This is a genomic window from Streptomyces sp. NPDC002754, assembly GCF_053592315.1.
Genome location: NZ_JBSFVM010000035.1, coordinates 44206 through 65384, shown reverse-complemented (window position 1 = coordinate 65384; position 21179 = coordinate 44206). Strand labels below are relative to the sequence as shown.

The window sequence follows — 21179 nt, the reverse complement described above, 5'->3', positions numbered from 1 at the left end:
TATCCGGTATTAGACCTCGTTTCCAAGGCTTGTCCCAGAGTGAAGGGCAGATTGCCCACGTGTTACTCACCCGTTCGCCACTAATCCACCCCGAAGGGCTTCATCGTTCGACTTGCATGTGTTAAGCACGCCGCCAGCGTTCGTCCTGAGCCAGGATCAAACTCTCCGTGAATGTTTCCCCGTAATCGGGGTGACACCACGAGAGCGGAACAGTCGGAGGAATAATCCGACCGTTCACAGCGTCCTCGCTGTGTTGCCTGCCGACCAGTGGCCTGCAGGACTTTTCAAAGGAACCTCGTCCCAGCAAATAGCTGGAGACGGGGTATCAACAAATTTTGGCGTTGATTTTTGGCACGCTGTTGAGTTCTCAAGGAACGGACGCTTCCTTTGTACTCACCCTCGCGGGCTTTCCTCCGGGCGCTTCCCTTCGGTCTTGCTGTTGTTGCGTTTCCGACTCTATCAGACCGTTTCACCGGCCGATTTCCTCGGATTGACGCCACCTAATGAGGACTTCCGCTTTCGCGGCCCTTTCGGCGAGTTCAAACACTATCAGTCTTTTCCGGCCCGCTTGCCACACCTCTGCAGACGTGCAGAAATACGGTTCACAATGCAACTTAGGACTTGATAGATGCTGCCGAGGTGTTGGACGCTCGAGGGCGTCGCCTGCCTCCCTGGCAGAGGTACGACAGTACATCGGGCCCGAGCTTCGGCGCAAATCGTTTGCCCGCGGCCCCTACGGCCGCCAACCGGTGCCTCTCATAGGGAACCGGGACTTTTTATGACTTACGCTTCTGAACAGTACGCCGTCCAGGACAGGCAGTGACGGCGACCCTGAATCTCCGCCCCTCTGGGAGGCTTGCCATGACCAGTGTGACGTCCCCGCTCACCGGACGCGCCATCGGGCTCTCCGCTGTTCCTGACCCGGTGTTCTCCGGTGCGATGGTCGGCCCCGGCTCCGCCATTGACCCCGCGCGTGAGGCGTCGGACGCTGTGGCCCCGGTGGACGGCATCGTGGTGTCCCTTCACCCGCACGCCTTCGTCGTCGTGGATGAGGAAGGCCACGGTGTGCTGACGCACCTGGGCATCGACACCGTCCAACTCAACGGCGAGGGCTTCGAGCTGCTCGTCAACAAGGGCGACACCGTGCAGCGCGGGCAGTCCGTGGTCCGCTGGGACCCGGCAGCCGTCGAGGCCGCCGGCAAGTCGCCGATCTGCCCGGTCGTCGCACTCGAGGCCACGGCGGAGTCTCTGTCCGGTGTCGTCGAGGACGGCGACATCAAGGCCGGCGACGCGCTCTTCGGCTGGAAGTGACGCACTCCGTCACTGAAGGCCGGCAGGAATTCAACGCGGCGGCAGCGCTCGCCGCACTATCGGAGACGGGTGAGATGGAGACAACGCTGCGAGGCGTCGGCGTGAGCCACGGTGTGGCGATCGGCGAGGTTCGGCACATGGGCACGGCGGTGCTGGAACCGCCGGCCAAGCAGATTCCGGCTGAGGATGCCGAGCGCGAACAGGGGCGCGCCCGCCAGGCCGTCGAAGCTGTCGCGGCCGACCTGATGGCGCGCGGCAACCTGGCCGGTGGCGAGGCCCAGGCGGTGCTCGAGGCTCAGGCCATGATCGCCCAGGACCCCGAGCTGATGGCCGACGTCGACCGTCGTGTCGCCGTCGGGAGCACGGCCGAGCGCGGCATCTACGACGCATTCTCGCACTACCGCGAGCTCCTCGCGGGCGCCGGTGAGTACATGGCGGGCCGCGTCGCGGACCTCGACGACGTGCGCAACCGCATCGTGGCGCGCCTTCTCGGGGTGCCCATGCCCGGCGTCCCGGACAGCGACAAGCCCTACGTGCTGATCGCCCGGGACCTTGCGCCCGCGGACACCGCGCTTCTGGATCCCGCGCTGGTGCTCGGTTTCGTCACCGAAGAGGGCGGGCCGACCAGCCACAGCGCGATCCTGGCCCGCGCCCTCGGCGTGCCGGCCGTGGTGGCGCTTCCCGGCGCGGGTGAGCTCGCCGAAGGCACCGTGGTCGCCGTGGACGGCAGCACCGGTGAGATCTTCGTTGACCCCAGTTCGGAGAAGCGGGCCTCGTTGGAGGCCGCCGCTGCCGAGCGCAAGGCGGCGCTGGCCGCTTCGACCGGCCCCGGTGCCACCTCTGATGGGCACAAGGTGCCGCTCCTCGCCAATGTCGGCGGACCGGCGGACGTGCCCGCGGCGGTTGAGGCGGGGGCCGAGGGTGTCGGTCTCTTCCGCACCGAGTTCCTCTTCCTCGACGACAGCAAGAACGCTCCGTCCGAAGAGAAGCAGGTCGAGGCGTACCGGCAGGTGCTCGAGGCGTTCCCCGAGGGCCGTGTCGTGGTGCGGGTGCTCGATGCCGGCGCCGACAAGCCCCTGGACTTCCTGTCGCCCGGCGACGAGCCCAACCCGGCTCTGGGCGTGCGCGGTCTGCGGACGCTGCTCGACCACCCGGAGGTGCTGCGTACGCAGCTGACCGCGCTGGCGAAGGCGTCCGAAGGGCTCCCGGTCTACCTCGAGGTCATGGCGCCGATGGTGGCCGACCGCGCCGACGCCAAGGCCTTCGCCGATGCCTGCCGTGCGGCCGGTCTGCAGGCGAAGTTCGGCGCGATGGTGGAGATTCCGTCTGCCGCGCTGCGTGCCCGGTCGGTGTTGCAGGAGGTCGAGTTCCTGTCGCTCGGCACCAACGACCTGGCCCAGTACACGTTCGCCGCTGACCGTCAGGTCGGAGCCGTGTCGCGTCTGCAGGACCCGTGGCAGCCCGCACTGCTCGACCTGGTCTCGCTGTCCGCCGAGGCGGCGAGGGCCGAGGGCAAGAGTTGCGGCGTCTGCGGCGAGGCCGCGTCCGACCCGCTGCTCGCGTGCGTGCTGACGGGTCTGGGTGTCACCTCCCTTTCCATGGGTGCCGCTTCGATTCCGTACGTACGGTCGACGCTCGGCAAGTGCACGCTGGCCCAGTGCGAGCGGGCAGCCGCTGCCGCGCGTGCCGCGGAGTCGGCGGAGGAGGCGCGCAGCGCCGCTCAGGCCGTGCTGTCCGGCGAGTAGCGGAGCCGGACTGGTGCCTTTCGGAGGGCGCTCCGCCTTTGGGCGGGGCGCCCTTCGCGCTTGTCCGAGGTGTTCAGTGCCGATGCCTCCCTTCCGGTTTCGTGTCGTCCACTTCTGGTGCGGTGCAGTAGTTCACGCCGGGTTCCGGCGCGGACAGGTCGCCGGAGTCCGCGTCGGTGCAATAGGCGTCGAAGACCCGTCCCCCAGGGATCGGTTGGAGTCCCTGGTCCTTCAGGTGCCAGCCGTGGACACGGTCTTCCGTGCCGGTGACCGAGCTGCGCACGATGACGGCACTGGCGCGCCGGCTGACGATTGCCAGCGCCAGTACGGCCGTGACCTCCATGGCCGCGGACTCGTCGATTTTGACCGTGTCGGGTTCCGTCGCGTCCACGTGCAGGACGGCGTGCAGGGACTCCTTGTCGGTGAGCACGCTGCACACCCAGTGGTGGGCTCCCTCGCCGAGCGCGTCGATCATTCGGGAGACCAGGTGGGAAGCCCTGGCGAAGGCCATACGTCCTACGTCCTGCCCGCATACGGCACACGCGCCTGTCCGGGAGAGGATGGACGTCGCGAACTCCCAGGTCGCTTGGCGGACGGCCTCTTTCACGAGTTCGGGGACGAGGTCGGCCATCGGTTGTCCCTGGTAGGCGACCAACGGCCCTGACGCGGCGAGTTCCGCGGTGAATCGAGTACGGCTGACGGCGCTGTCCGGGTCCAGGTCCTCCGCCCTGCAGAATTCCGTGAACTCGGCCGGGTCGAAGAGCGTGACCGTGGTGTATCCGCCGGCCGCGGCCTGGGATTTGAGTAGTCCTTCCACTTGGCGCAGGTACGTCGTGTGGTCTTCGAAGGTGAAGCTGCGGTAGAGCCGCATCGCGTCGAAGTCCTGCTCGTCGGCCAACAGGCCGATGGTTCCCGCCACTTCACGGCGCAGGCCGCGCCGCACGCTGGTCGCCCGGTTGTGTTGAGTGTGCCCCATGATTCCCCCTGAGTGCGCTTGAACGATGCTCACTCAGAGTAATCAGGGGCACTGACAACGCCACGTTCGGTGACTTCCGCACCATCGGTTTCAGGCGGTCGGTCAGGCTCGCTTGCGCGCGATCTCCTCGTAGAACTTGAGGAGTTCGAGGTTGTCGATGGAGCCGGGGTTGACGGCTTTTTCCAGTGGTGTGCCCGAGAGCAGGCGCTTGACGGGCACCTCGATGCGCTTGCCGGTGAGGGTGTGCGGGACGCCGGGGGCTTCGATGACCTCGTCGGGCACGTGGCGCGGCGAGAGCTGTTCGCGGATGATCTGCTTGATGCGGGAGCGGAGCGCGTCGTCGAGGACGGCGCCCGGCGCGAGGTGGACGAAAAGGGGCATCCAGTAGCCGCCGTCGGGCTGTTCCAGGCCGATGACGAGTGATTCGCGGATCTCGGGGAGCCGCTCCACGGCCTCGTAGATGTCGGCGGAGCCCATCCGGACTCCCTGACGGTTGAGGGTGGAGTCGGAGCGGCCGTGGATGACGACGGAGCCGTGCGAGGTCAGCGTGATCCAGTCGCCGTGGCGCCAGACGCCGGGGTAGGTGTCGAAGTAGCTGTCGTGGTACCTGGTGCCGTCGGGGTCGTTCCAGAAGCGGATCGGCATGGACGGCATCGGGTTGGTGACGACGAGTTCGCCGACCTCGTCGGTCAGCGGGGCACCGGCGGGGTCCCATGCCTGCAGGTCCGTGCCGAGGCCGGGTGCCTGGAGTTCGCCGATGTGGACGGGGAGTGTCGGCACGGCTCCGGCGAAACAGGAGCAGACGTCGGTGCCGCCGCTGACGGAGGCGATCCACAGGTCGTCCCGCACCTCGTCGTGGAGCCAGCGGAAGCCGTCCGGCGGGAGCGGCGATCCCGTGGTGGCGACGCACTTGACACGGGAGAGGTCGTGGTCCCGCGCGGGGTGCACGTCGGCCTTGCGGCAGGCCATGACGTATGCGGCGGAGGTGCCGAAGAGGGTCGCGCCGGTGCGTTCGGCGATCGCCCACTGGGCGCCGGTCTCGGGGTATCCGGGGCTGCCGTCGTAGGTGACGATCGTGGTGCCGGTGAGCAGGCCGCCGACGAGGAAGTTCCACATCATCCAGCCCGTGGACGTGTACCAGAAGAAGCGGTCGTCGGGGCCGAGGTCGCAGTGCAGGCCGATCTGCTTGAGGTGCTCGACGAGGATGCCGCCCTGCGACTGCACGATGGCCTTGGGCAGGCCTGTGGTGCCGGAGGAGTAGAGCACCCACAACGGGTGGTCAAAGGGCACTTCTTCGTAGACGGGTGTGACGTCCGCGGAGGTGAGGGCAGACCATTCCAGGGCGCCTTCGGGTGCCTCGGTCCCGAGGAGCGGGATGTGCACCACCGCGCGCAGGGAGGGCAGTTCGTCGCGGAGTTCCCGCACGGTGTCGCGGCGGTCGTGCTCCTTGCCGCCGTAGCGGTAGCCGTCGACCGTGAACAGGACCACGGGCTCGACCTGCTGGAAGCGGTCCAGGACGCTGCGTGCGCCGAAGTCGGGGGCGCAGGACGTCCACACGGCTCCGACGGCCGCCGTGGCGAGGAGGGCGGCGACGGCCTCGGGGATGTTCGGCAGGTAGCCGCTGACGCGGTCGCCGGGGCGTACTCCGAGGGCGCGCAGTTCGGCGGCCAGGGAGCCGACCTGGCCGCGGAGCTCGGCCCAGGTGACGGTACGGGGTTCGGGTGTCTCGTCGACGTGGAGGATCGCGGGCGTGTCCGCGCGCGCGGGGTCGTCCGCGGTGCGCAGGGCGTGCGCGGCGTAGTTGAGCGTGGCGCCGGGGAACCACTCGGCGCCGGGCATGTCACGGTTCCCGAGCACACGCGCGTACGGGTGCGTGAAGCGCACGTCGAACCACTCGGTGACGGCCTTCCAGAAAGTTTCGAGTTCGGTGACCGACCAGCGGTGCAGCGCCTCGTAGCCGCCGTCGGCGGGCGCGCCGTGCTGCTCGGCCGCCCAGGCCTGGAACCGTGTGATCTGCGCGTCGGCGATCTGCTGGCGATCGGGCTGCCAGAGCGGTGACGGGTTCACGGTGGACATGATGCGGCTCCAGAAAGTACGTGCGCGGCGTGTGCGTCCTCGGCGCACACCGCAGAGTGTGCGCCTGACGCGGCTCACTGGACGATGCCATGTGATCGACTTCGGCACCAGGGCGTACCCCACATAGTCGGCCTCGCGAAGATGTGCCGGCACCACGGATGAACGGCAGTTGAACGCGGCACGCGCGCGTGCGCCTCGGTGGCAGGGTGAGCAGCATGGATGGTCGTGACCTGGTGCGCTTGGCGAAGGCGGTTTCGTCCGTGGGGTGGGCCCACGGGCTGCGCTCCGTTCGGGCGTCCTGGCGGCGCCACCGCGCGGACTCCGTGGGCCTTCCCCGCCGGGGCGTCGAGCGGGCCCGGGTGCCGGGCTCCGTGGTCGGTGTGACGCCCGAACCGGGCGGCGGCCTGGTGCGGTTCACGCGGTCCCGGTTGCGCATCACCGTCACCGTGAGCGGTGCGCTCTTCTGGAGCTGGGACGGAGCCGAGCCCGAGCCGTCGTACGCCCTGGCCGGGCTCTGTCCGGAGGCGGATCCGCGGGCGGTGCTCGAGCCGGACAAGGACGGCGGCTGGCGGTTGGTGTCCGAGCGGGTGACCGTCGTGGTCTCGCGACACGGCGCCTTGGAGGTGCGTACGCCGGGCGGGGTGTTGCTGCGCCGCGATCTGCCGCCCCGGTGGTGGGAGCCCGAGGGCGGCGGTGAGGCACGCTGGGCGCAGCGGAGCGAGGTCTCCGCCGACGCGCGTTTCTTCGGCCTGGGAGGCCGGGCGTCGGGCCCGCGACTGCGCGACGCGACGTACCGGTTGTGGAACACGGATCCCGGCGGTTCCTTCGGCCGGCAGGACGGTCCGTTGTCGCTCACGATGCCGGTGCAGATGGTGGTCGCGGATGCGGGGACGTATCTGGTGTTCCACGACAACACGTGGGACGGCACCGTGCGCCTCCGTGAGGGCAGTGAGGGGGCCGGCTCCGGGCACGACTGCGCCGGGACCTCCGAATTGCGCATGGAGGGTGGCCCGTTGCGCTGTTGGGTGGTGGTGGGCACACCCGCGCGCGTACTCCACGTCTGGTCCCAGCTGACCGGCGCTCCGGCCGTACCGCCGGGTTGGGCGCTGGGCCACCAGCACGCGCTTCGGAGGTTCGGGGGCGAGGAGGAGGTGCGTCGCGTCGTCTCGGACTACAGGGAGCGCGATCTGCCCCTGGAGGCGGTCCATCTGGACATCGATCACCTCACGGCGGGAGAGGCCGTCACCGTCGATCGTGAGCGGTTCCCCTCCCTGCCCCGACTGGCCGAGCATCTGCGCGGTGAGGGTGTCCGGCTGGTGTCGATCGTCGACCCGGCGGTCAAGGCACGCCGCGGCAACGCCTTGTACGACGGCGGGCAGGCGATCGACGCTTTCGTGCGGGACTCGGCGGGAAGGCCCGTGCGCGGGGTCGTGTGGTCTGGTGAGTCGATGTATCCGGACTTCACGGCTGAGCGGGTGCGCAAGTGGTGGGGCGGACTGTACGAGGAGCGGCTCGCGCAGGGCTTCTCGGGTTTCTGGCACGACAGGAACGAGCCGGGGTCCTTCTCCGCCTTCGGTGAGCCCACGCTCCCCCGTTCGTCCCGTCACATGGTCGAGGGGCGGGGCGGTGACCATCGGGAGGCGCACAACGTGTACGCGCTGTGCATGGCACGGGCCGGCTACGAGGGTCTGCGCGAACTGCAGCCGCAGGAACGGCCCTTCTTGCTCTCCCGGTCCGGGTGGGTGGGTTTGCAGCGCTACGGAGGGACGTGGTCCGGTGGCATCGCCACCGGGTGGGCCGGCCTTCGTTCCTCGCTCTCGTTGGTGATGGGGCTCGGGTTGTGCGGGGTGCCCTATTCCGGCCCTGATGTGGGTGGGTTCAACGGGAAGCAGTCACCGGAACTGTTCTTGCGCTGGTGCCAGTTGGGCGCCTACATGCCGCTGTTTCGCACGCATTCGGCGCTGGGGGCGGGGCGGCGCGAGCCGTGGGGGTTCGGCGAGGAGGTGCTCGCGCACGCGCGCGTGGCACTGAAGGAGCGGCGTCGCCTCTTTCCGTACTTCATGACCCTCGCGCATCTCGCCCGGCGTACCGGTGCCCCGCTTGTGCGGCCATTGTGGTGGGGTGCTCCGGAGGACCGGGCCTTGCGTGACTGCGAGGACGCCTTCTTGTTGGGCGACTGCCTGTTGGTGGCCCCCGTCCTTGAGCCCGGAGCCGACCGGCGCACCGTTCATCTGCCGCCTGGGCGTTGGTACGACACGGTGACCGGCGAAGGCTTCGAAGGGCCCGGTCGGATCACGGTGGATGCTCCCCTGTCGCGTATTCCGGTGCTCGCGCGTGGCGGGTCGGTGCTTCCTGTGCGCGGTCCGGGCGGGGGCGTCGCCCTGGAGGCGTGGGCGCCTGCACCGGGACGTACGGGCCATGGCTACGTGGCGCGGGACGTCGGGGACGGCTGGGAGGAGCCGGAGATCGAGCGGTTCCGGGTGCGCTGGGGCAAGGGGCGCGTGGTCGTCGAAGCGGACAGGGAGGACGGCGAGGTCGAGTCGCCCTACCCGGTACGTGTGCGCGGCTTGTGAGCGCCTTTCGGCGCAGGGCGCCGCTGGACGCCCGCCGGGACCTGGCTCCTACAGGTAGCGGCCCTCGAACCAGGCCTTCACTGCCAACGTATGGAGGGGAAACGCCAGTTCGGTCGGGCGGCGCAGCAGGTGCCAGCCGTCCGTCTCGTCCGTGGCGACGCTGGTGGGCAGGGATCCCGCTGGGCGTTCGGGCAGGAGGCCGAAGAGCAGGAGGTGGCCGTCCGGGGCGCTCATGGCGTCCACGAGCCGTACCTCGCGTGCCGCAGCGACGATGCCCGTCTCCTCCTGGAGTTCACGGACGACGGCTCGCCGCCAGTCCTCCCGGTCGTCGATGAACCCGCCGGGCAGGGCGGGTTCCCCGCGCGCGGGGGCGATGGTGCGTGTGATCGTGACGAGGGCGGTGCCCACCGTGTCGTACACCGGTTGCAGGGCGATGGCGACAGGGAGTGGGTTGCGATAGGCGACGGAGTCACAGGCCCGGCAGGTGCGGGGCCAGCCGTGCACCTCGGTCCCGTAGGCGGCTCCGCAGCTCGAACAGTGGGAATCCGGAACGGGGTTGACCATGGCGTGGGTTGATTCGGGCACGGCGCGGACTGTATCCGATCACTCGACCGCGGTCTTCCCCGGTGGGCCCGGCTCCTGATAGACGCTGATCCATGACTCGAGCCTCCACCGCTCTGCGGAAACTCGCCGCCCTGACCGCCGCCGCGCTGCTCGGTGTGGCCGCGGCACCGTCGGCTGCCCAGGCGACGCCCGACCCCAAGGCGCCCAAGGATTTCGTGGCACTCCATGACGTGGATTCCACGATCATCCAGGAAATGCGCTACTACACGGAGCACGACTTCATGGGTGAGCCGGTCGACGGCTACAAGAAGCCGATGTGCCTCCTCACGAGACCTGCCGCGCAGGCGCTCCACAAGGCGCAGATCGGCCTCCTGAAGAAGGGCTACTCCCTGAAGGTGTACGACTGTTACCGCCCGCAGCGTGCGGTCGACCACTTCGTCCGCTGGGCGAAGGATCTCGACGACCAGAAGATGAAGGCGGAGTTCTATCCGCGCGTCGACAAGACGCGCCTGTTCGCGGACGGCTACATCGCGGAGAAGTCGGGCCACAGTCGTGGCTCCACCCTGGACCTGACGGTCGTGAAGTTGCCCGCCCGACCCACGCGCCCCTATGTGCCCGGGGAGCAGCTCACGCCCTGCTACGGGCCGAAGGCGGAGCGCTTCCCCGACAACTCGCTGGACATGGGGACCGGGTTCGACTGCTTCGACACGCTCGCGCACACGGACGATCCGCGCGTCCAAGGGGTGCAGCGGGCCAATCGGGACCTGCTGCGGAACGCGCTCGGCGCGCAAGGGTTCGTCAATCTTCCCGAGGAGTGGTGGCACTACACCTACGACCCCGAGCTCTACCCGGACACGTACTTCGACTTCCCGGTCTCCAGGCGTTCTCTGACGGGGCGGTGATGTGGGGGCGCGACCGGAAGCACCCCCGTCGATCCCGGTCGCGCCCTCACCAATCACGGACGCCGGTCGGGCGCGGACGGTTCTGCGGGACCCCTGACGTCATTCGGTTCCCCATGGCACACTTCTGACGTTCCGTCAGATTCATTGCCGGGGAGGAACTGTGGCGCGTACGCGTACACCTGTCGTGGCCGACTGGTTCAGCGGAGAGGGGGACGACTTCCGCCTGTTGGGCACGCGCTGTTCGGCGTGTGCGTCGGTGTTCTTTCCGCGCGAGGACGGGGCGTGCCGCAATCCCACCTGCGCCGGCGGCGAGCTGGTGGAACTGCCCCTGTCGCGGCGCGGGCGCGTCTGGTCGTACACGGACGCCAGGTACCGACCACCGGAACCGTATGTGTCGGACCGGGAACTTCCCTGGGAGCCCTACGCGTTGATCGCTGTGGAGCTGGAGACGGAGCGATTGGTCGTGCTCGGCCAGGGGGCTCCTGGCGTCTCCGTGGCCGATCTCGCGGTCGGCCTGGAGGTGGAGGTCGTGCCGGGCGTGCTCAACGAGGAGGGGGACGACGCGACCGGGACGACATGGACGACGTGGCACTGGCGGCCGACGGGGGTGACGGCATGACGGGGGACGTGGCGGTTCTCGGCGCGGGCATGCACCCCTGGGGGAAGTGGGGGCGCAGCTTCGTCGAGTACGGGGTGGCGGCGGCGCGGGTCGCGCTCGCCGACGCCGGGGTCGACTGGCGTGACGTGGGATCGATCGTCGGCGCGGACACGGTGCGCGGCGGTTACCCCGGCTACGTGGCGGGTGCGACGTTCGCGAAGGCCCTCGGGTGGCAGGGCGCGCGCGTGGCCAGCGTCTACGCGGCCTGCGCTTCGGGGGCCCAGGCGGTCAACACGGCGCGGGCACAGATCCTTTCGGGAATGGCGGACGTCGTGCTCGTGGTGGGCGCCGACGCCGCGCCCAAGGGGTTCTTCAAGCCCGCAGGCGGCGACCGGCCCGACGATCCCGACTGGTTGCGCTTCCGTGCGCTCGGGGCGACCAACCCGACGTACTTCGGCCTGTACGCGCGCCGGCGCATGGCCGTGCACGGGGACACGCTCGAGGACTTCGCCCAGGTCAAGGTGAAGAACGCCGCCTCCGGTGCGCTGAACCCGAACGCGCGCTACCGCAAGACGGTGACGGCCGAGGAGGTCGCCGCCTCCGCCGTGGTCGCCGATCCGCTGCGGCTGCTCGACATCTGCGCCACGTCGGACGGCGGTGCGGCGCTGCTGCTGTCCAGCATGGAGTTCGCGCGCCGGCACGGAGCGGCGGATCCAGTCCGCATACGGGCCGTGTCGACGGTGACGCCGACGTACCCGAACACCGTGCTCGACCTCCCGGACATCGCCACGGACTCGGCCGCAGGGGTCGCCCCCGAAGGTCCCGCGTTCCGCGCCTCGATCGCCCGCGCCGCCTACGAAGAGGCGGGGATCGGTCCCGAGGACCTGTCCCTGGCGGAGGTCTACGACCTGTCCACGGCCTTGGAGTTGCAGTGGTACGAGGACCTCGGGCTGTGCGGCGAGGGTGAGGGTGCCAAGCTTCTGAGGGACGGCGCGACCGCTCCCGGAGGCCGAATACCCGTGAACAGCAGCGGTGGACTCGCCTCCTTCGGAGAGGCGGTTCCGGCGCAGGCGATCGCCCAGGTCTGCGAGTTGACGTGGCAGTTGCGGGGTGCGGCAGGCGACCGTCAGGTGGCCGGGGCCAGGGCCGGGATCACCGCCAACCAGGGCCTGTTCGGCCACGGTTCGTCGGTCGTGGCGGTGCGCTGACCGCCGCGTGCGTACCCTGCGTGGCCGTGCGGGAATGCTGCGTGAACAGCGTGTGAACCGGCCCTGGGGGCGTCCGTGCGACGCCATCATGCTGGCGTGCACACCTGGCCGGACAGCCTCCGCTTCGCCTTCCAGCCCGTGGTCAATCTGGCCACGGGGTCGGCCGCGGCTCTGGAGATACTCGCCCGCCCCGAGTCGGGTGATGTGCTCTCACGAGCGCATCGCGAGCCCGAACTCGACGGCGACCTGGCCGCGTTGGCGATCCGTGATGCCGCACGCCGGGAGACGCTGCTGCCGCTGCACGTGAACGTGTTCGCGGGCACGCTCGCCGACCTCGGCGGTCTTGACGCGCTGCGGCGCGCGGTGCAGGACGCGGGCCGCCTGCCGTGGGAGGTGACCGTCGATGTGGGGCCGCCGTTCACGCACGTGCCGCACCGCGCCCTCCTGGAGGGTGTCGCGGTCCTGCGTAAGGAGGGCTTCCGGATCTGTGCCGACGGCGTGGGTGACGGCGACGTACCGCTGCGGCTGCTCGACGATCTCGCTCCCGACCTGATCAAGCTCGACGCCTCACTGCTGTCGCGCGGTGCGACGGTGCGGGCCATGCGGACGCTGTGCGAGGAGATCCGCGCGCTGCTCGCGGTCGAGGGCGTGGAGACCGAGACCCAGTGCCTGGCGGCCCGGGACGCCGGGGCGCAGCTCGCGCAGGGCAATCTGTTCGCCCCGGCGGCCCGGCTGCCGATCTCCGACGTGTACGTGCCCGAACTGCCCCCGACCGTCGGCTCGTCGCGGCCGGCCGGGCCGCTGGTGCGGGACTTCGTGCGGCCCGCGGCGCTGCTGCCCGATTCGGTGTCCGCGGAGCAGGTGCGGCGCCGGCTCACCGGAGCGGCCGAGGTGACCGGGGTGCTGCTCGTCGACGCCGCCGGGGCACCGGTGCGGTCGGTGCAGCGGGACCGTTTCCTGCTGTCGCTGTCCACGCGCTACGGGCACGCGCTGTACGCCGACCGGCCCGCCGCGCGGCTCGGCGACCGACCGCGCACGGTGGGCGTCACCGCGACCGCCTGGGAGGTGCTCGACGTGGTCGCGGACGGCGAGCACGCCCGCACCGCCGACGACGTCGCCGTGGTGGACGACGACGGGCGCTGCGTCGGCGTCGTACGCCTCACCGACCTCGTACGGGCGCTTGCCGAGAGCCGCGTCGAGGAGGCCGCCGGGCTCAACCCGCTGACGCGGTTGCCGGGTTCGGACACCGTGACGGGCGAGTTGGACCGCTGGGTGGCGCAGGGCCGCGGCTTCGCCCTGAGTTGGCTGGACATCGACGGGTTCAAGCAGGTCAACGACGGTGCGGGGTTCGCGGCGGGCGACGAGCTGATCCGTTCGGTGGGACGGGCCCTCGCGCGCACGGCGTCGGATTCCGTGCGGGTGGGGCACATCGGGGGTGACGACTTCCTGGTCCTGGCCGATCCCGAGCGGCTCGGCCCGCTCGCGGCCGCCGTGCTCGACGCTCCCTGGTCGGCGGGCGGCAGGGCGGTGACGCTGTCGCTGGCCACGGTCGTGTGCCCGCCCGGCAGCGTGCCCGACCACCGGCGGGCCGCGGCGCTGCTCGCCCCGCTCAAGAAGGCCGCGAAGGCGCTCTCCGGGGCGAGTTGGGTCTGCGGCCAGGCGGGGCGCGAAGGTATCGACGTGCGCCGCGGCGCACGAGCCACGACCGCCGCGCGCGACCTGAAGGGAGCGCCGGCCGCCGGTTAACCGTTGCCGTCCACGACCTTGACGCTCCACTACGGCCGGTGAACACTTCCGGATGTCAGTCGGCATCGCCGCAAATCGGCCCACCGCTGCTCGGGGTCCTGGCTGCCCCAGGTGCGCATTCCTGCCGGGTTGCGGCAGGTCAGAGCCGCTCCCCCACGTGTGGTTCCGACTGTGCAGGCACGCTCGTCACGGACGCCGGGCGGGGCGCGGGACTTCCCTGCTTACGGCAGCCGTGGTTCAGAACCAGCCATGGAAACGCACCCTGCACGGAGGACCGGGGAGCACTGCCCCCGGGCGAGGGCCTAGGAGCCGCCATGAGCAACGGAGACATCTTCATCGGTGAGGTCATCGGCACCGGTATTCTGATCCTTTTCGGCGCGGGCGTCTGCGCCGCCGTCACTCTGAAACACTCCAAGGCGAAGGCCTCCGGGTGGGTCGTCATCGCGTTCGGCTGGGGCTTCGGCGTGCTGGCCGGCGCCTATACGGCCGCCCCGCTGTCGGGCGGCCATCTCAACCCCGCGGTCACCATCGGCATCGCGGTCGACACCGGCAAGTGGGACAAGGTCTGGGTCTATCTGCTCGGCCAGATGGTCGGCGCGATGCTGGGCGCCGTCCTCGCCTACCTGGTGTATCTCGCGCAGTTCAACGCCAACGTCGATTCGGGCGAGGAGGCCGCGGAGGACGGTCCGACGCCGACGCTCGGCATCTTCTCGACGATCCCCGAGATCCGGAACGTGGTCGCGAACCTGCTCACCGAGGTCATCGCGACGATCAGCCTGGTTCTGCCCATCCTCGCGTTCGGGCTCACCAAGGGACTCGGCGAGTCCGGCACGCAGGTACTGATCGTCGCGCTCCTGGTCGTCGGCATCGGTCTGTCGCTCGGCGGGCCGACGGGTTACGCGATCAACCCCGCCCGTGACCTGGGCCCGCGCATCGTGCACCAGTTCCTGCCGATCCCCAACAAGGGGACATCCGACTGGGGTTACGCTCTCGTCCCGGTCGTCGGGCCGCTCATCGGCGGCGCGCTGGCGGGGGTCATCTACAACGCAGCGTTCTGAAGCAACGCAGCGTTCTGAAGCGCAGAAACACTCTCGAACGTCTTCTTACGAAGGGGTAGCCATGCCCGACACTTCCGTGAAGTACGTCGCCGCCATCGACCAGGGCACCACCTCGAGCCGCTGCATCATCTTCAATCAGGACGGCGAGATCGTCGCCGTCGACCAGCGCGAACATCGCCAGATCTTCCCGAAGCCAGGCTGGGTGGAGCACGACGCCACCGAGATCTGGTCCAAGGTCCAGGCCGTGGTCGCCGGGGCGATCGCCAAGGCGGGACTGCGCGCGGACCAGCTCAGCGCCCTCGGCATCACCAACCAGCGCGAGACGACGGTCCTTTGGGACCGGGCCACCGGCAAGCCCGTGCACAACGCGATCGTGTGGCAGGACACGCGAACCTCGGCGCTCTGCAACGAGTTGGGCGGCGCCGACGGACAGGACCGATTCCGCGAGACGACCGGCCTGCCCCTGGCGAGCTACTTCTCCGGGCCCAAGGCGGCCTGGCTGCTCGACAACGTGCCGGGCCTGCGGGCCAGGGCCGAGCGCGGGGACCTCGCCTTCGGCACGATCGACTCGTGGCTGATCTGGAACCTCACCGGGGGCACCGACGGCGGCGTGCACGTCACCGATGTCACCAACGCCGGGCGCACCATGCTGATGAGCCTGGAGACCCTCCAGTGGGACCAGTCGATCCTGTCGGCGATGAACGTTCCGGAGTCGCTGCTTCCGGAGATCCGTTCGTCCGCCGAGGTGTACGGCACTGCCGTCGGACAGCTGGCCGGCGTGCCGGTGGCCTCGGCGCTCGGCGACCAGCAGGCGGCCGTGTTCGGGCAGGCCTGCTACGACACCGGTACCGCCAAGAACACCTACGGGACCGGCAGCTTCCTGCTGCTCAACACCGGTAACCGGCCGGTCGCTTCGAAGAACGGCCTGCTCACCACCATGGGGTACAAGATCGGCTCCGAGGCGCCCGTGTACTGCCTCGAAGGGTCGATCGCGATCACGGGTGCCCTGGTGCAGTGGTTCCGCGACCAGCTCGGCATCATCAAGACCGCCGACGAAATCGAGACGCTCGCGGCAAGCGTGGACGACAATGGCGGCGCCTACATCGTGCCCGCCTTCTCCGGTCTGTTCGCGCCCTACTGGCGCTCCGACGCGCGCGGCGTCGTCACCGGCCTCACCAGGTACGTCACCAAGGGCCACCTGGCGCGTGCCGTCCTGGAGGCGACGAGCTGGCAGACCCGTGAGGTCGTCGACGCGATGTACCAGGACTCCGGGGTGCAGATCACGACCCTGAAGGTCGACGGCGGCATGACCAAGAACGACCTGCTGATGCAGCATCAGGCCGACGTCCTGGGCGTTCCGGTGATCCGGCCCAGGGTGTCCGAGACGACGTGCCTGGGCGCCGCGTACGCCGCGGGGCTCGCGACGGGCGTGTGGAACGACCTGGACGAGCTCAAGGCGCACTGGCAGCGCGACGCGGAGTGGACTCCCGCGATGGACGCGGGAGTCCGTGACCGCGAGTACCACAACTGGCGCAAGGCCGTGGAGAAGAGCTTCGGCTGGCACGAGGACTGAGACGGCTCGCAGGCCATGTCCCCGCGCGCGTGGTGACGTACAGCCATCCACGCGCGCGTACGCGGCGGTTCGGACCCCGGTCGGCGGGGGTGCGGGCCGCCGCCGTGCGTACTCAGGTCGCCGCGGGCTGCCTGCGCTCGGCGGCTTCCGCGGCGTGGCCGACGACGGCGATCAGCACGTCCTTCACCGACTCCTTGTCGCGCGCGTCGCACAGGACCACAGGGACGTCCGGGTCGAGGTCGAGCGCCTGTCGGACCGCGTCGGCCGGGTGGTGGGAGGCGCCGTCGAAGCAGTTGACGCCGACGATGAACGGTATGGAACGCCGCTCGAAGTAGTCGACCGCGGCGAAGCAGTCCTCCAGACGGCGGGTGTCCGCGAGGACGACTGCTCCCAGGGCGCCGGTCGCCAACTCGTCCCACAGGAACCAGAAGCGGTTCTGTCCCGGTGTGCCGAAGAGGTAGAGCACGAGGTCGTCGCGGAGCGTGATCCGGCCGAAGTCCATCGCCACCGTAGTGGTGTCCTTGCGCTCCACGCCCGCGGTGTCGTCCACGGGGCGGCCCGCCTCCGTGAGGAATTCCTCCGTGCGCAGCGGCCGGATCTCGCTGACCGCGCCGACCAGCGTCGTCTTGCCCACGCCGAAGCCGCCGGCCACCAGGATCTTGAGCGTCACGGGCTCGACGGGGGCCTTTCGGTGCTCAGAACGCCCGAAGATCATGGCTGTGTCTCTCCTGCCTCGCTGGTGTCGTTGTCTCGGGTACTGCTGCTCGCCCCGGGCGGCCCGTAGCCGCCACCTCCGGGCGTTTCGACGACCAGTACGTCGCCGGGGGCCACGTCGGCCGTATCGCTGCCGTCGAGGCGGGTGACGGTGCCGTCCACGCGCTCCACGGAGTTGGCGCCGAGCGCTCCGGGGACGCCACCCGCCATCCCGTAGGGCGGCACCCTGCGGTGCTGGGTCAGCGTGGAGACGGTCATCGGCTCGCGGAAGCGGATGCGCCGCACGGCGCCGTCACCGCCCGGCCAGCGGCCCGCTCCCCCGCTGCCTCGCCGGACCGCGAACTCCTCCAGGAGGACGGGCAGCCGCCACTCGAGGACCTCGGGGTCGGTGAGCCGCGAGTTGGTCATGTGGGTCTGTACGACGGGCGCCCCGGGGAAGCCGTCCCCGGCGCCGGAGCCGGAGGCCACCGTCTCGTAGTACTGGTGGCGCGCGTTCCCGAAGGTGATGTTGTTCATCGTGCCGGAGCCCTCGGCCTGCACGCCAAGGGCGCCGTAGAGGGCTCCGGTGATGGCTTGTGACGTCTCCACGTTGCCCGCGACGACCGCGGCGGGCGGCTGGGGCGAGAGGAAGGAGCCGGGCGGCACGACGATGTTCAGGGGGCGCAGGCAGCCGTCGTTGAGCGGGATGTCGTCGTCCACGAGCGTCCGGAAGACGTACAGGACGGCGGCGTTGACGACCGCGAACGGGGCGTTGAAGTTCGTGGTGAGCTGGTCGGAGGTGCCGGTGAAGTCGACGGTGGCGCAACGCTGTGCGCGGTCCACGCTCACGCGCACACGGATGACCGCGCCCGAGTCGGTCTCGTAGCTGAACTCGCCGCCTTCCAGGGCGTCGATGACGCGTCGTACGGAGTCCTCGGCGTTGTCCTGTACGTGCTTCATGTAGGCGAGCACGACGTCAAGGCCGAAGTTCTCGATCATGCGGGCGACTTCGTCGACGCCCTTCTGGTTGGCCGCGATCTGGGCGCGCAGATCGGCGAGGTTCGTCCGCGGGTTGCGGGAGGGATGGGGTGCCTCGGTCAACAGGCGCAGCGTCTCCTCCTCACGGAACCGGCCGGCCTCCACGAGCAGCCAGTTGTCGAAGAGCACGCCTTCTTCGTCGATGCTGCGGCTGTTCGCGGGCATGGAGCCGGGGGCGATGCCGCCGATCTCCGCATGGTGGCCGCGCGAGGCGACGTAGAACAGGATCCGGTCACCGTCCGTGTCGAAGACCGGAGTGATCACGGTGACATCGGGCAGGTGCGTGCCGCCGTGGTACGGGTCATTGACGGCGTAGGTGTCGCCGGGCCGCATCGTCGAGCCGCGGCGGTGAATGACCTCTTTGACGCTGGTGCCCATCGAGCCCAAGTGCACGGGAATGTGCGGGGCGTTGGCGACCAGGCTGCCGTCGGGGTCGAAGAGCGCGCAGGAGAAGTCCAGACGTTCCTTGATGTTGACGGACTGCGAGGTCGACTCGAGGCGGGCGCCCATCTGTTCGGCGATCGACATGAAGAGGTTGTTGAAGACCTCGAGCATGACCGGATCGGGTTCTTCCGCGAATTCTGTGCCCGGATCGGAACTCTCTGTAATCGCCGACCGTTCCATGATCAGGTGACCGTCGTCCGCGAGGGCCGCCTGCCATCCGTCGTCGACGACGGTCGTCGATCCGTCCTCGGCGATGATCGCCGGCCCCTCGACGGGGTCGCCGGGCGGAAGTTCAGCCCGGTGATGGAGGGGTACGTCCCGCCAGGTCCCCCCGGTGTGCAGGCGGACGGTGAAGGAGGCTGCGGGGGCGGTGGCGTGGAGAGCGAGATGCGAAAGATCGGGGGGATCGGTCAGGCCAGTGGCTTCTACGGAGAGTGATTCGACGACGAGCGGTCGGTCCAGGGTGAAGGAGTAGTGAGCGCGATGACGTTCTTCGAAGACGCGGGTCATGGCGTCGGGTTCGGCGAGTTCCACGGTGAGCGCGGTGTCCGTGCCGTCATAGCGGAGCTGGGCCCTGCGCACGACCCGCATGCGCTCCTCCGGGACGTCCTCGGCGCGCAGCTCGTCGCGTGCGGCACTCTCCAGATCGTCCGCCGTCTTGAGGATGTGCGGCATCGAGCAGGCGTCGACGGTGGCCTCGACGGACTGTTCCCGCATCGCCGTGGTGTCCGCCAGGCCGATACCGAGCGCGGAGAGGACGCCGGCCATGGGCGGCACGAGGACCGTCCGGATGCCGAGTTCGTCGGCGACCTTGCACGCGTGCTGGCCACCGGCGCCACCGAAGGTGGTGAGGGCGTAGCGGGTGACGTCGTGGCCCTTCTGCACCGAGATGCGCTTCACGGCGTTGGCGATGTTCGCCACGGCGACCTGGAGGTAGCCCTCGGCCACCTGCTCCGGGGTGCGCGCGTCCCCGGTCGTTGCGCGGATCTCGGCGGCGAGGGCCGCGAAGCGCTCGCGTACGAGGCCGTCGTCGAGCGGCTGGTCACCTTCGGGGCCGAACACGTGGGGGAAGTAGGCGGGTTGGACGCGGCCGAGGGCGACGTTGGCATCGGTGACGGTGAGCGGGCCGCCGCCCCGGTAGCAGGCCGGTCCCGGCACCGCGCCGGCCGAGTCGGGTCCGACCCGGTAGCGGCTGCCGTCGAAGTGCAGCACGGAGCCGCCGCCCGCCGCGACGGTGTGGATGTCGAGCATGGGCGCGCGCAGCCGCACTCCGGCGATCTGCGTGGTGAGCACCCGCTCGTATTCGCCGGCGAAGTGCGAGACGTCCGTGGAGGTGCCGCCCATGTCAAAGCCGATGACGCGGTCGAAGCCCGCGCGCCCGGACATCCGGGCCATGCCCACGATGCCGCCCGCGGGCCCGGACAGGATGGCGTCCTTGCCACGGAACTGCCCGGCCTCGGCAAGCCCTCCGTTGGACTGCATGAACATCAGCGGTACGTCGGGGAGTTGCTCGGCGACCTGGCGCACGTAGCGGCGCAGGACGGGCGACAGGTAGGCGTCGACGACGGCGGTGTCGCCCCGTGGCACCACCTTCATGAGCGGACTGACCTCGCTGGACAGCGAGATCTGCGGGAAGCCGATGCGCTCGGCGAGGGCGCCGATCTCTCGCTCGTGATCCGGGTGGAGGTGACTGTGCAGGCAGACGACGGCCACCGCTCGAATGCCTTCTTCGTAGGCCCGGCGCAGCGAGCCTTCGAGGGCGCCGAGGTCGAGCGGGGTGATCACCTCGCCCTGGGCGTCCACCCGTTCGTCCACCTCGATGACGCGCTCGTGGAGCAGTTCGGGCAGCTCGATGCGGCGGGCGAAGATGCGGGGCCGGTTCTGGTAGGCGATCCGCAGGGCATCGCGGAACCCGCGCGTGATGACGAGGGCGGTCGGCTCACCGCGGCGTTCCAGGAGGGCGTTGGTGGCGACGGTGGTGCCCATGCGGACGGAGTCGACGCGGTCGCCGGGCCTGTCCTCGGGCGCCGCCTCAGCGCCCGCGTTCTCGCCCTCGTCCTCGCCGAGGAGTTCGCGGATCGCGAAGACGGCCGGGTCGGCGTAGCGCGACGGATGGTCGGACAGCAGCTTGTGCGTGAGCAGGCGGCCGTCGGGCCGCCGGGCCACGACATCCGTGAAGGTGCCGCCTCGGTCGATCCAGAACTGCCAGCCTGCCACGTGTGTCTCCCGCCGTCCGCCCCGTTCCTGTGCCCCGCAGGCTCCGCTGTCGGATCAGAGCGCTCTGAGGCCGTCGATCACGTCGCGGAGAATACTCGCGTCGGGCAGCTCCGCCGGTGGCACCGGCCGTGTCACGTGGACCAGTTCGTCGTCGACGAGATCCCCTATGAGGACGCGCACCACCCCTATCGGGAGATCGAGCTCGGCGGCCAGTTCGGCCACGGACTGCGGGGCGTCCTGGCAGAGCTCGACGATGTCGACGTGTTCCGGCGACATCGTCTGGTCCGTCGCCGCGCCGCCTTCATGCTGTTCGGCGACGACGACCGCGATCAGGTCGAGCCGGTGGCGGCCCGCGCTGGTGGTGCGGCCGCGCGTCATGGCGTACGGGCGCACGACGGGGCCCGCGTCGTCGTCGAACCAGTGATGCGTCTCCTGACCGTCTGGTCTCATACCGACC

Annotated in this window: 14 protein-coding genes, 1 rRNA gene and 1 pseudogene; 9 read left to right on the top strand and 7 right to left on the bottom strand. The window is 69.8% G+C overall.

Features of this window, described 5'->3' with window-relative positions:
- Nucleotides 1-172, bottom strand: a 16S ribosomal RNA gene (locus tag ACWD2L_RS36395); the annotation flags it as partial.
- A 689-nt stretch (nucleotides 173-861) separates the two neighbouring features.
- Here ACWD2L_RS36395 and ACWD2L_RS36390 point away from each other — a divergent pair.
- Nucleotides 862-1311 carry a PTS sugar transporter subunit IIA gene (locus ACWD2L_RS36390; protein ID WP_351339448.1) on the top strand — a complete coding sequence of 150 codons (450 nt, stop codon included), beginning with the start codon at nucleotides 862-864 and terminating at the stop codon, nucleotides 1309-1311.
- Nucleotides 1312-1385: 74 nt separating this feature from the next.
- Nucleotides 1386-3056: a phosphoenolpyruvate--protein phosphotransferase gene (gene ptsP, locus ACWD2L_RS36385; RefSeq protein WP_351339450.1), complete on the top strand. Its 1671-nt coding sequence runs from the start codon at nucleotides 1386-1388 to the stop codon at nucleotides 3054-3056.
- 73 nt (nucleotides 3057-3129) lie between these two features.
- Here the strand turns inward: ptsP and ACWD2L_RS36380 are convergent, their stop codons facing one another.
- On the bottom strand, nucleotides 3130-4032 hold the full coding sequence (locus ACWD2L_RS36380) for a hypothetical protein (protein ID WP_351339452.1): 903 nt from the start codon (nucleotides 4030-4032) through the stop codon (nucleotides 3130-3132).
- Nucleotides 4033-4134: 102 nt separating this feature from the next.
- Nucleotides 4135-6108 carry an acetoacetate--CoA ligase gene (locus tag ACWD2L_RS36375; RefSeq protein WP_351339455.1) on the bottom strand — a complete coding sequence of 658 codons (1974 nt, stop codon included), beginning with the start codon at nucleotides 6106-6108 and terminating at the stop codon, nucleotides 4135-4137.
- A gap of 215 nt (nucleotides 6109-6323) precedes the next feature.
- Here ACWD2L_RS36375 and ACWD2L_RS36370 point away from each other — a divergent pair, with 215 nt between their 5' ends.
- On the top strand, nucleotides 6324-8681 hold the full coding sequence (locus ACWD2L_RS36370) for a glycoside hydrolase family 31 protein (protein WP_351339457.1): 2358 nt from the start codon (nucleotides 6324-6326) through the stop codon (nucleotides 8679-8681).
- A 48-nt stretch (nucleotides 8682-8729) separates the two neighbouring features.
- Here the strand turns inward: ACWD2L_RS36370 and ACWD2L_RS36365 are convergent, their stop codons facing one another.
- Entirely contained in the window at nucleotides 8730-9245 is a 516-nt protein-coding gene (locus tag ACWD2L_RS36365; RefSeq protein ID WP_351339515.1) for an NUDIX domain-containing protein, read from the bottom strand.
- A gap of 92 nt (nucleotides 9246-9337) precedes the next feature.
- Here ACWD2L_RS36365 and ACWD2L_RS36360 point away from each other — a divergent pair, with 92 nt between their 5' ends.
- The 6 genes from ACWD2L_RS36360 (at nucleotide 9338) to glpK (ending at nucleotide 16330) form a co-directional block, all read left to right on the top strand.
- Nucleotides 9338-10147: a M15 family metallopeptidase gene (locus ACWD2L_RS36360; RefSeq protein ID WP_351339460.1), complete on the top strand. Its 810-nt coding sequence runs from the start codon at nucleotides 9338-9340 to the stop codon at nucleotides 10145-10147.
- 160 nt (nucleotides 10148-10307) lie between these two features.
- The gene (locus ACWD2L_RS36355) at nucleotides 10308-10766 is read left to right on the top strand and encodes a Zn-ribbon domain-containing OB-fold protein (RefSeq protein WP_351339463.1); all 459 of its coding nucleotides are present in this window, start codon (nucleotides 10308-10310) and stop codon (nucleotides 10764-10766) included.
- Nucleotides 10763-11953, top strand: a complete 1191-nt coding sequence (locus tag ACWD2L_RS36350) for a lipid-transfer protein (protein ID WP_351339518.1) — start codon at nucleotides 10763-10765, stop codon at nucleotides 11951-11953. The genes ACWD2L_RS36355 and ACWD2L_RS36350 overlap by 4 nt, the downstream gene beginning before the upstream one ends.
- Before the next feature lie 96 nt (nucleotides 11954-12049).
- Entirely contained in the window at nucleotides 12050-13699 is a 1650-nt protein-coding gene (locus tag ACWD2L_RS36345; protein ID WP_351339465.1) for a GGDEF domain-containing protein, read from the top strand.
- Nucleotides 13700-14013: 314 nt separating this feature from the next.
- Entirely contained in the window at nucleotides 14014-14757 is a 744-nt protein-coding gene (locus tag ACWD2L_RS36340) for an MIP/aquaporin family protein (RefSeq protein ID WP_351339467.1), read from the top strand.
- A 61-nt stretch (nucleotides 14758-14818) separates the two neighbouring features.
- Nucleotides 14819-16330, top strand: coding sequence for a glycerol kinase GlpK (glpK, locus tag ACWD2L_RS36335; RefSeq protein WP_351339469.1), 1512 nt, complete (start codon nucleotides 14819-14821; stop codon nucleotides 16328-16330).
- Nucleotides 16331-16442: 112 nt separating this feature from the next.
- On the opposite strand, the gene ACWD2L_RS36330 is transcribed toward glpK, so the two are convergent.
- The 3 genes and pseudogenes from ACWD2L_RS36330 to ACWD2L_RS36320 all read right to left on the bottom strand — a co-directional run bounded on the left by ACWD2L_RS36330 (nucleotide 16443) and on the right by ACWD2L_RS36320 (nucleotide 21172).
- Nucleotides 16443-17045, bottom strand: coding sequence for a GTP-binding protein (locus tag ACWD2L_RS36330; RefSeq protein WP_351339472.1), 603 nt, complete (start codon nucleotides 17043-17045; stop codon nucleotides 16443-16445).
- A pseudogene (locus tag ACWD2L_RS36325) lies at nucleotides 17026-20722 on the bottom strand (hydantoinase B/oxoprolinase family protein). The gene ACWD2L_RS36330 and the pseudogene ACWD2L_RS36325 overlap by 20 nt, the downstream one beginning before the upstream one ends.
- Nucleotides 20723-20776: 54 nt before the next feature.
- Nucleotides 20777-21172 (bottom strand): DUF742 domain-containing protein, encoded by a 396-nt coding sequence (locus tag ACWD2L_RS36320; protein ID WP_351339478.1) that lies wholly within the window; start codon nucleotides 21170-21172, stop codon nucleotides 20777-20779.
- Between the last annotated feature and the right edge of the window lie 7 nt (nucleotides 21173-21179).

What these genes read in the sequence shown, in the direction of transcription:
- ACWD2L_RS36390 (WP_351339448.1), top strand. Translation starts at nt 862, where the DNA reads ATGACCAGTGTGACGTCCCCGCTCACCGGACGCGCCATCGGGCTCTCC.
- ptsP (WP_351339450.1), top strand. Translation starts at nt 1,386, where the DNA reads ATGGAGACAACGCTGCGAGGCGTCGGCGTGAGCCACGGTGTGGCGATC.
- ACWD2L_RS36380 (WP_351339452.1), bottom strand. Translation starts at nt 4,032, where the DNA reads ATGGGGCACACTCAACACAACCGGGCGACCAGCGTGCGGCGCGGCCTG.
- ACWD2L_RS36375 (WP_351339455.1), bottom strand. Translation starts at nt 6,108, where the DNA reads ATGTCCACCGTGAACCCGTCACCGCTCTGGCAGCCCGATCGCCAGCAG.
- ACWD2L_RS36370 (WP_351339457.1), top strand. Translation starts at nt 6,324, where the DNA reads ATGGATGGTCGTGACCTGGTGCGCTTGGCGAAGGCGGTTTCGTCCGTG.
- ACWD2L_RS36365 (WP_351339515.1), bottom strand. Translation starts at nt 9,245, where the DNA reads ATGGTCAACCCCGTTCCGGATTCCCACTGTTCGAGCTGCGGAGCCGCC.
- ACWD2L_RS36360 (WP_351339460.1), top strand. Translation starts at nt 9,338, where the DNA reads ATGACTCGAGCCTCCACCGCTCTGCGGAAACTCGCCGCCCTGACCGCC.
- ACWD2L_RS36350 (WP_351339518.1), top strand. Translation starts at nt 10,763, where the DNA reads ATGACGGGGGACGTGGCGGTTCTCGGCGCGGGCATGCACCCCTGGGGG.
- ACWD2L_RS36340 (WP_351339467.1), top strand. Translation starts at nt 14,014, where the DNA reads ATGAGCAACGGAGACATCTTCATCGGTGAGGTCATCGGCACCGGTATT.
- glpK (WP_351339469.1), top strand. Translation starts at nt 14,819, where the DNA reads ATGCCCGACACTTCCGTGAAGTACGTCGCCGCCATCGACCAGGGCACC.
- ACWD2L_RS36330 (WP_351339472.1), bottom strand. Translation starts at nt 17,045, where the DNA reads ATGATCTTCGGGCGTTCTGAGCACCGAAAGGCCCCCGTCGAGCCCGTG.
- ACWD2L_RS36320 (WP_351339478.1), bottom strand. Translation starts at nt 21,172, where the DNA reads ATGAGACCAGACGGTCAGGAGACGCATCACTGGTTCGACGACGACGCG.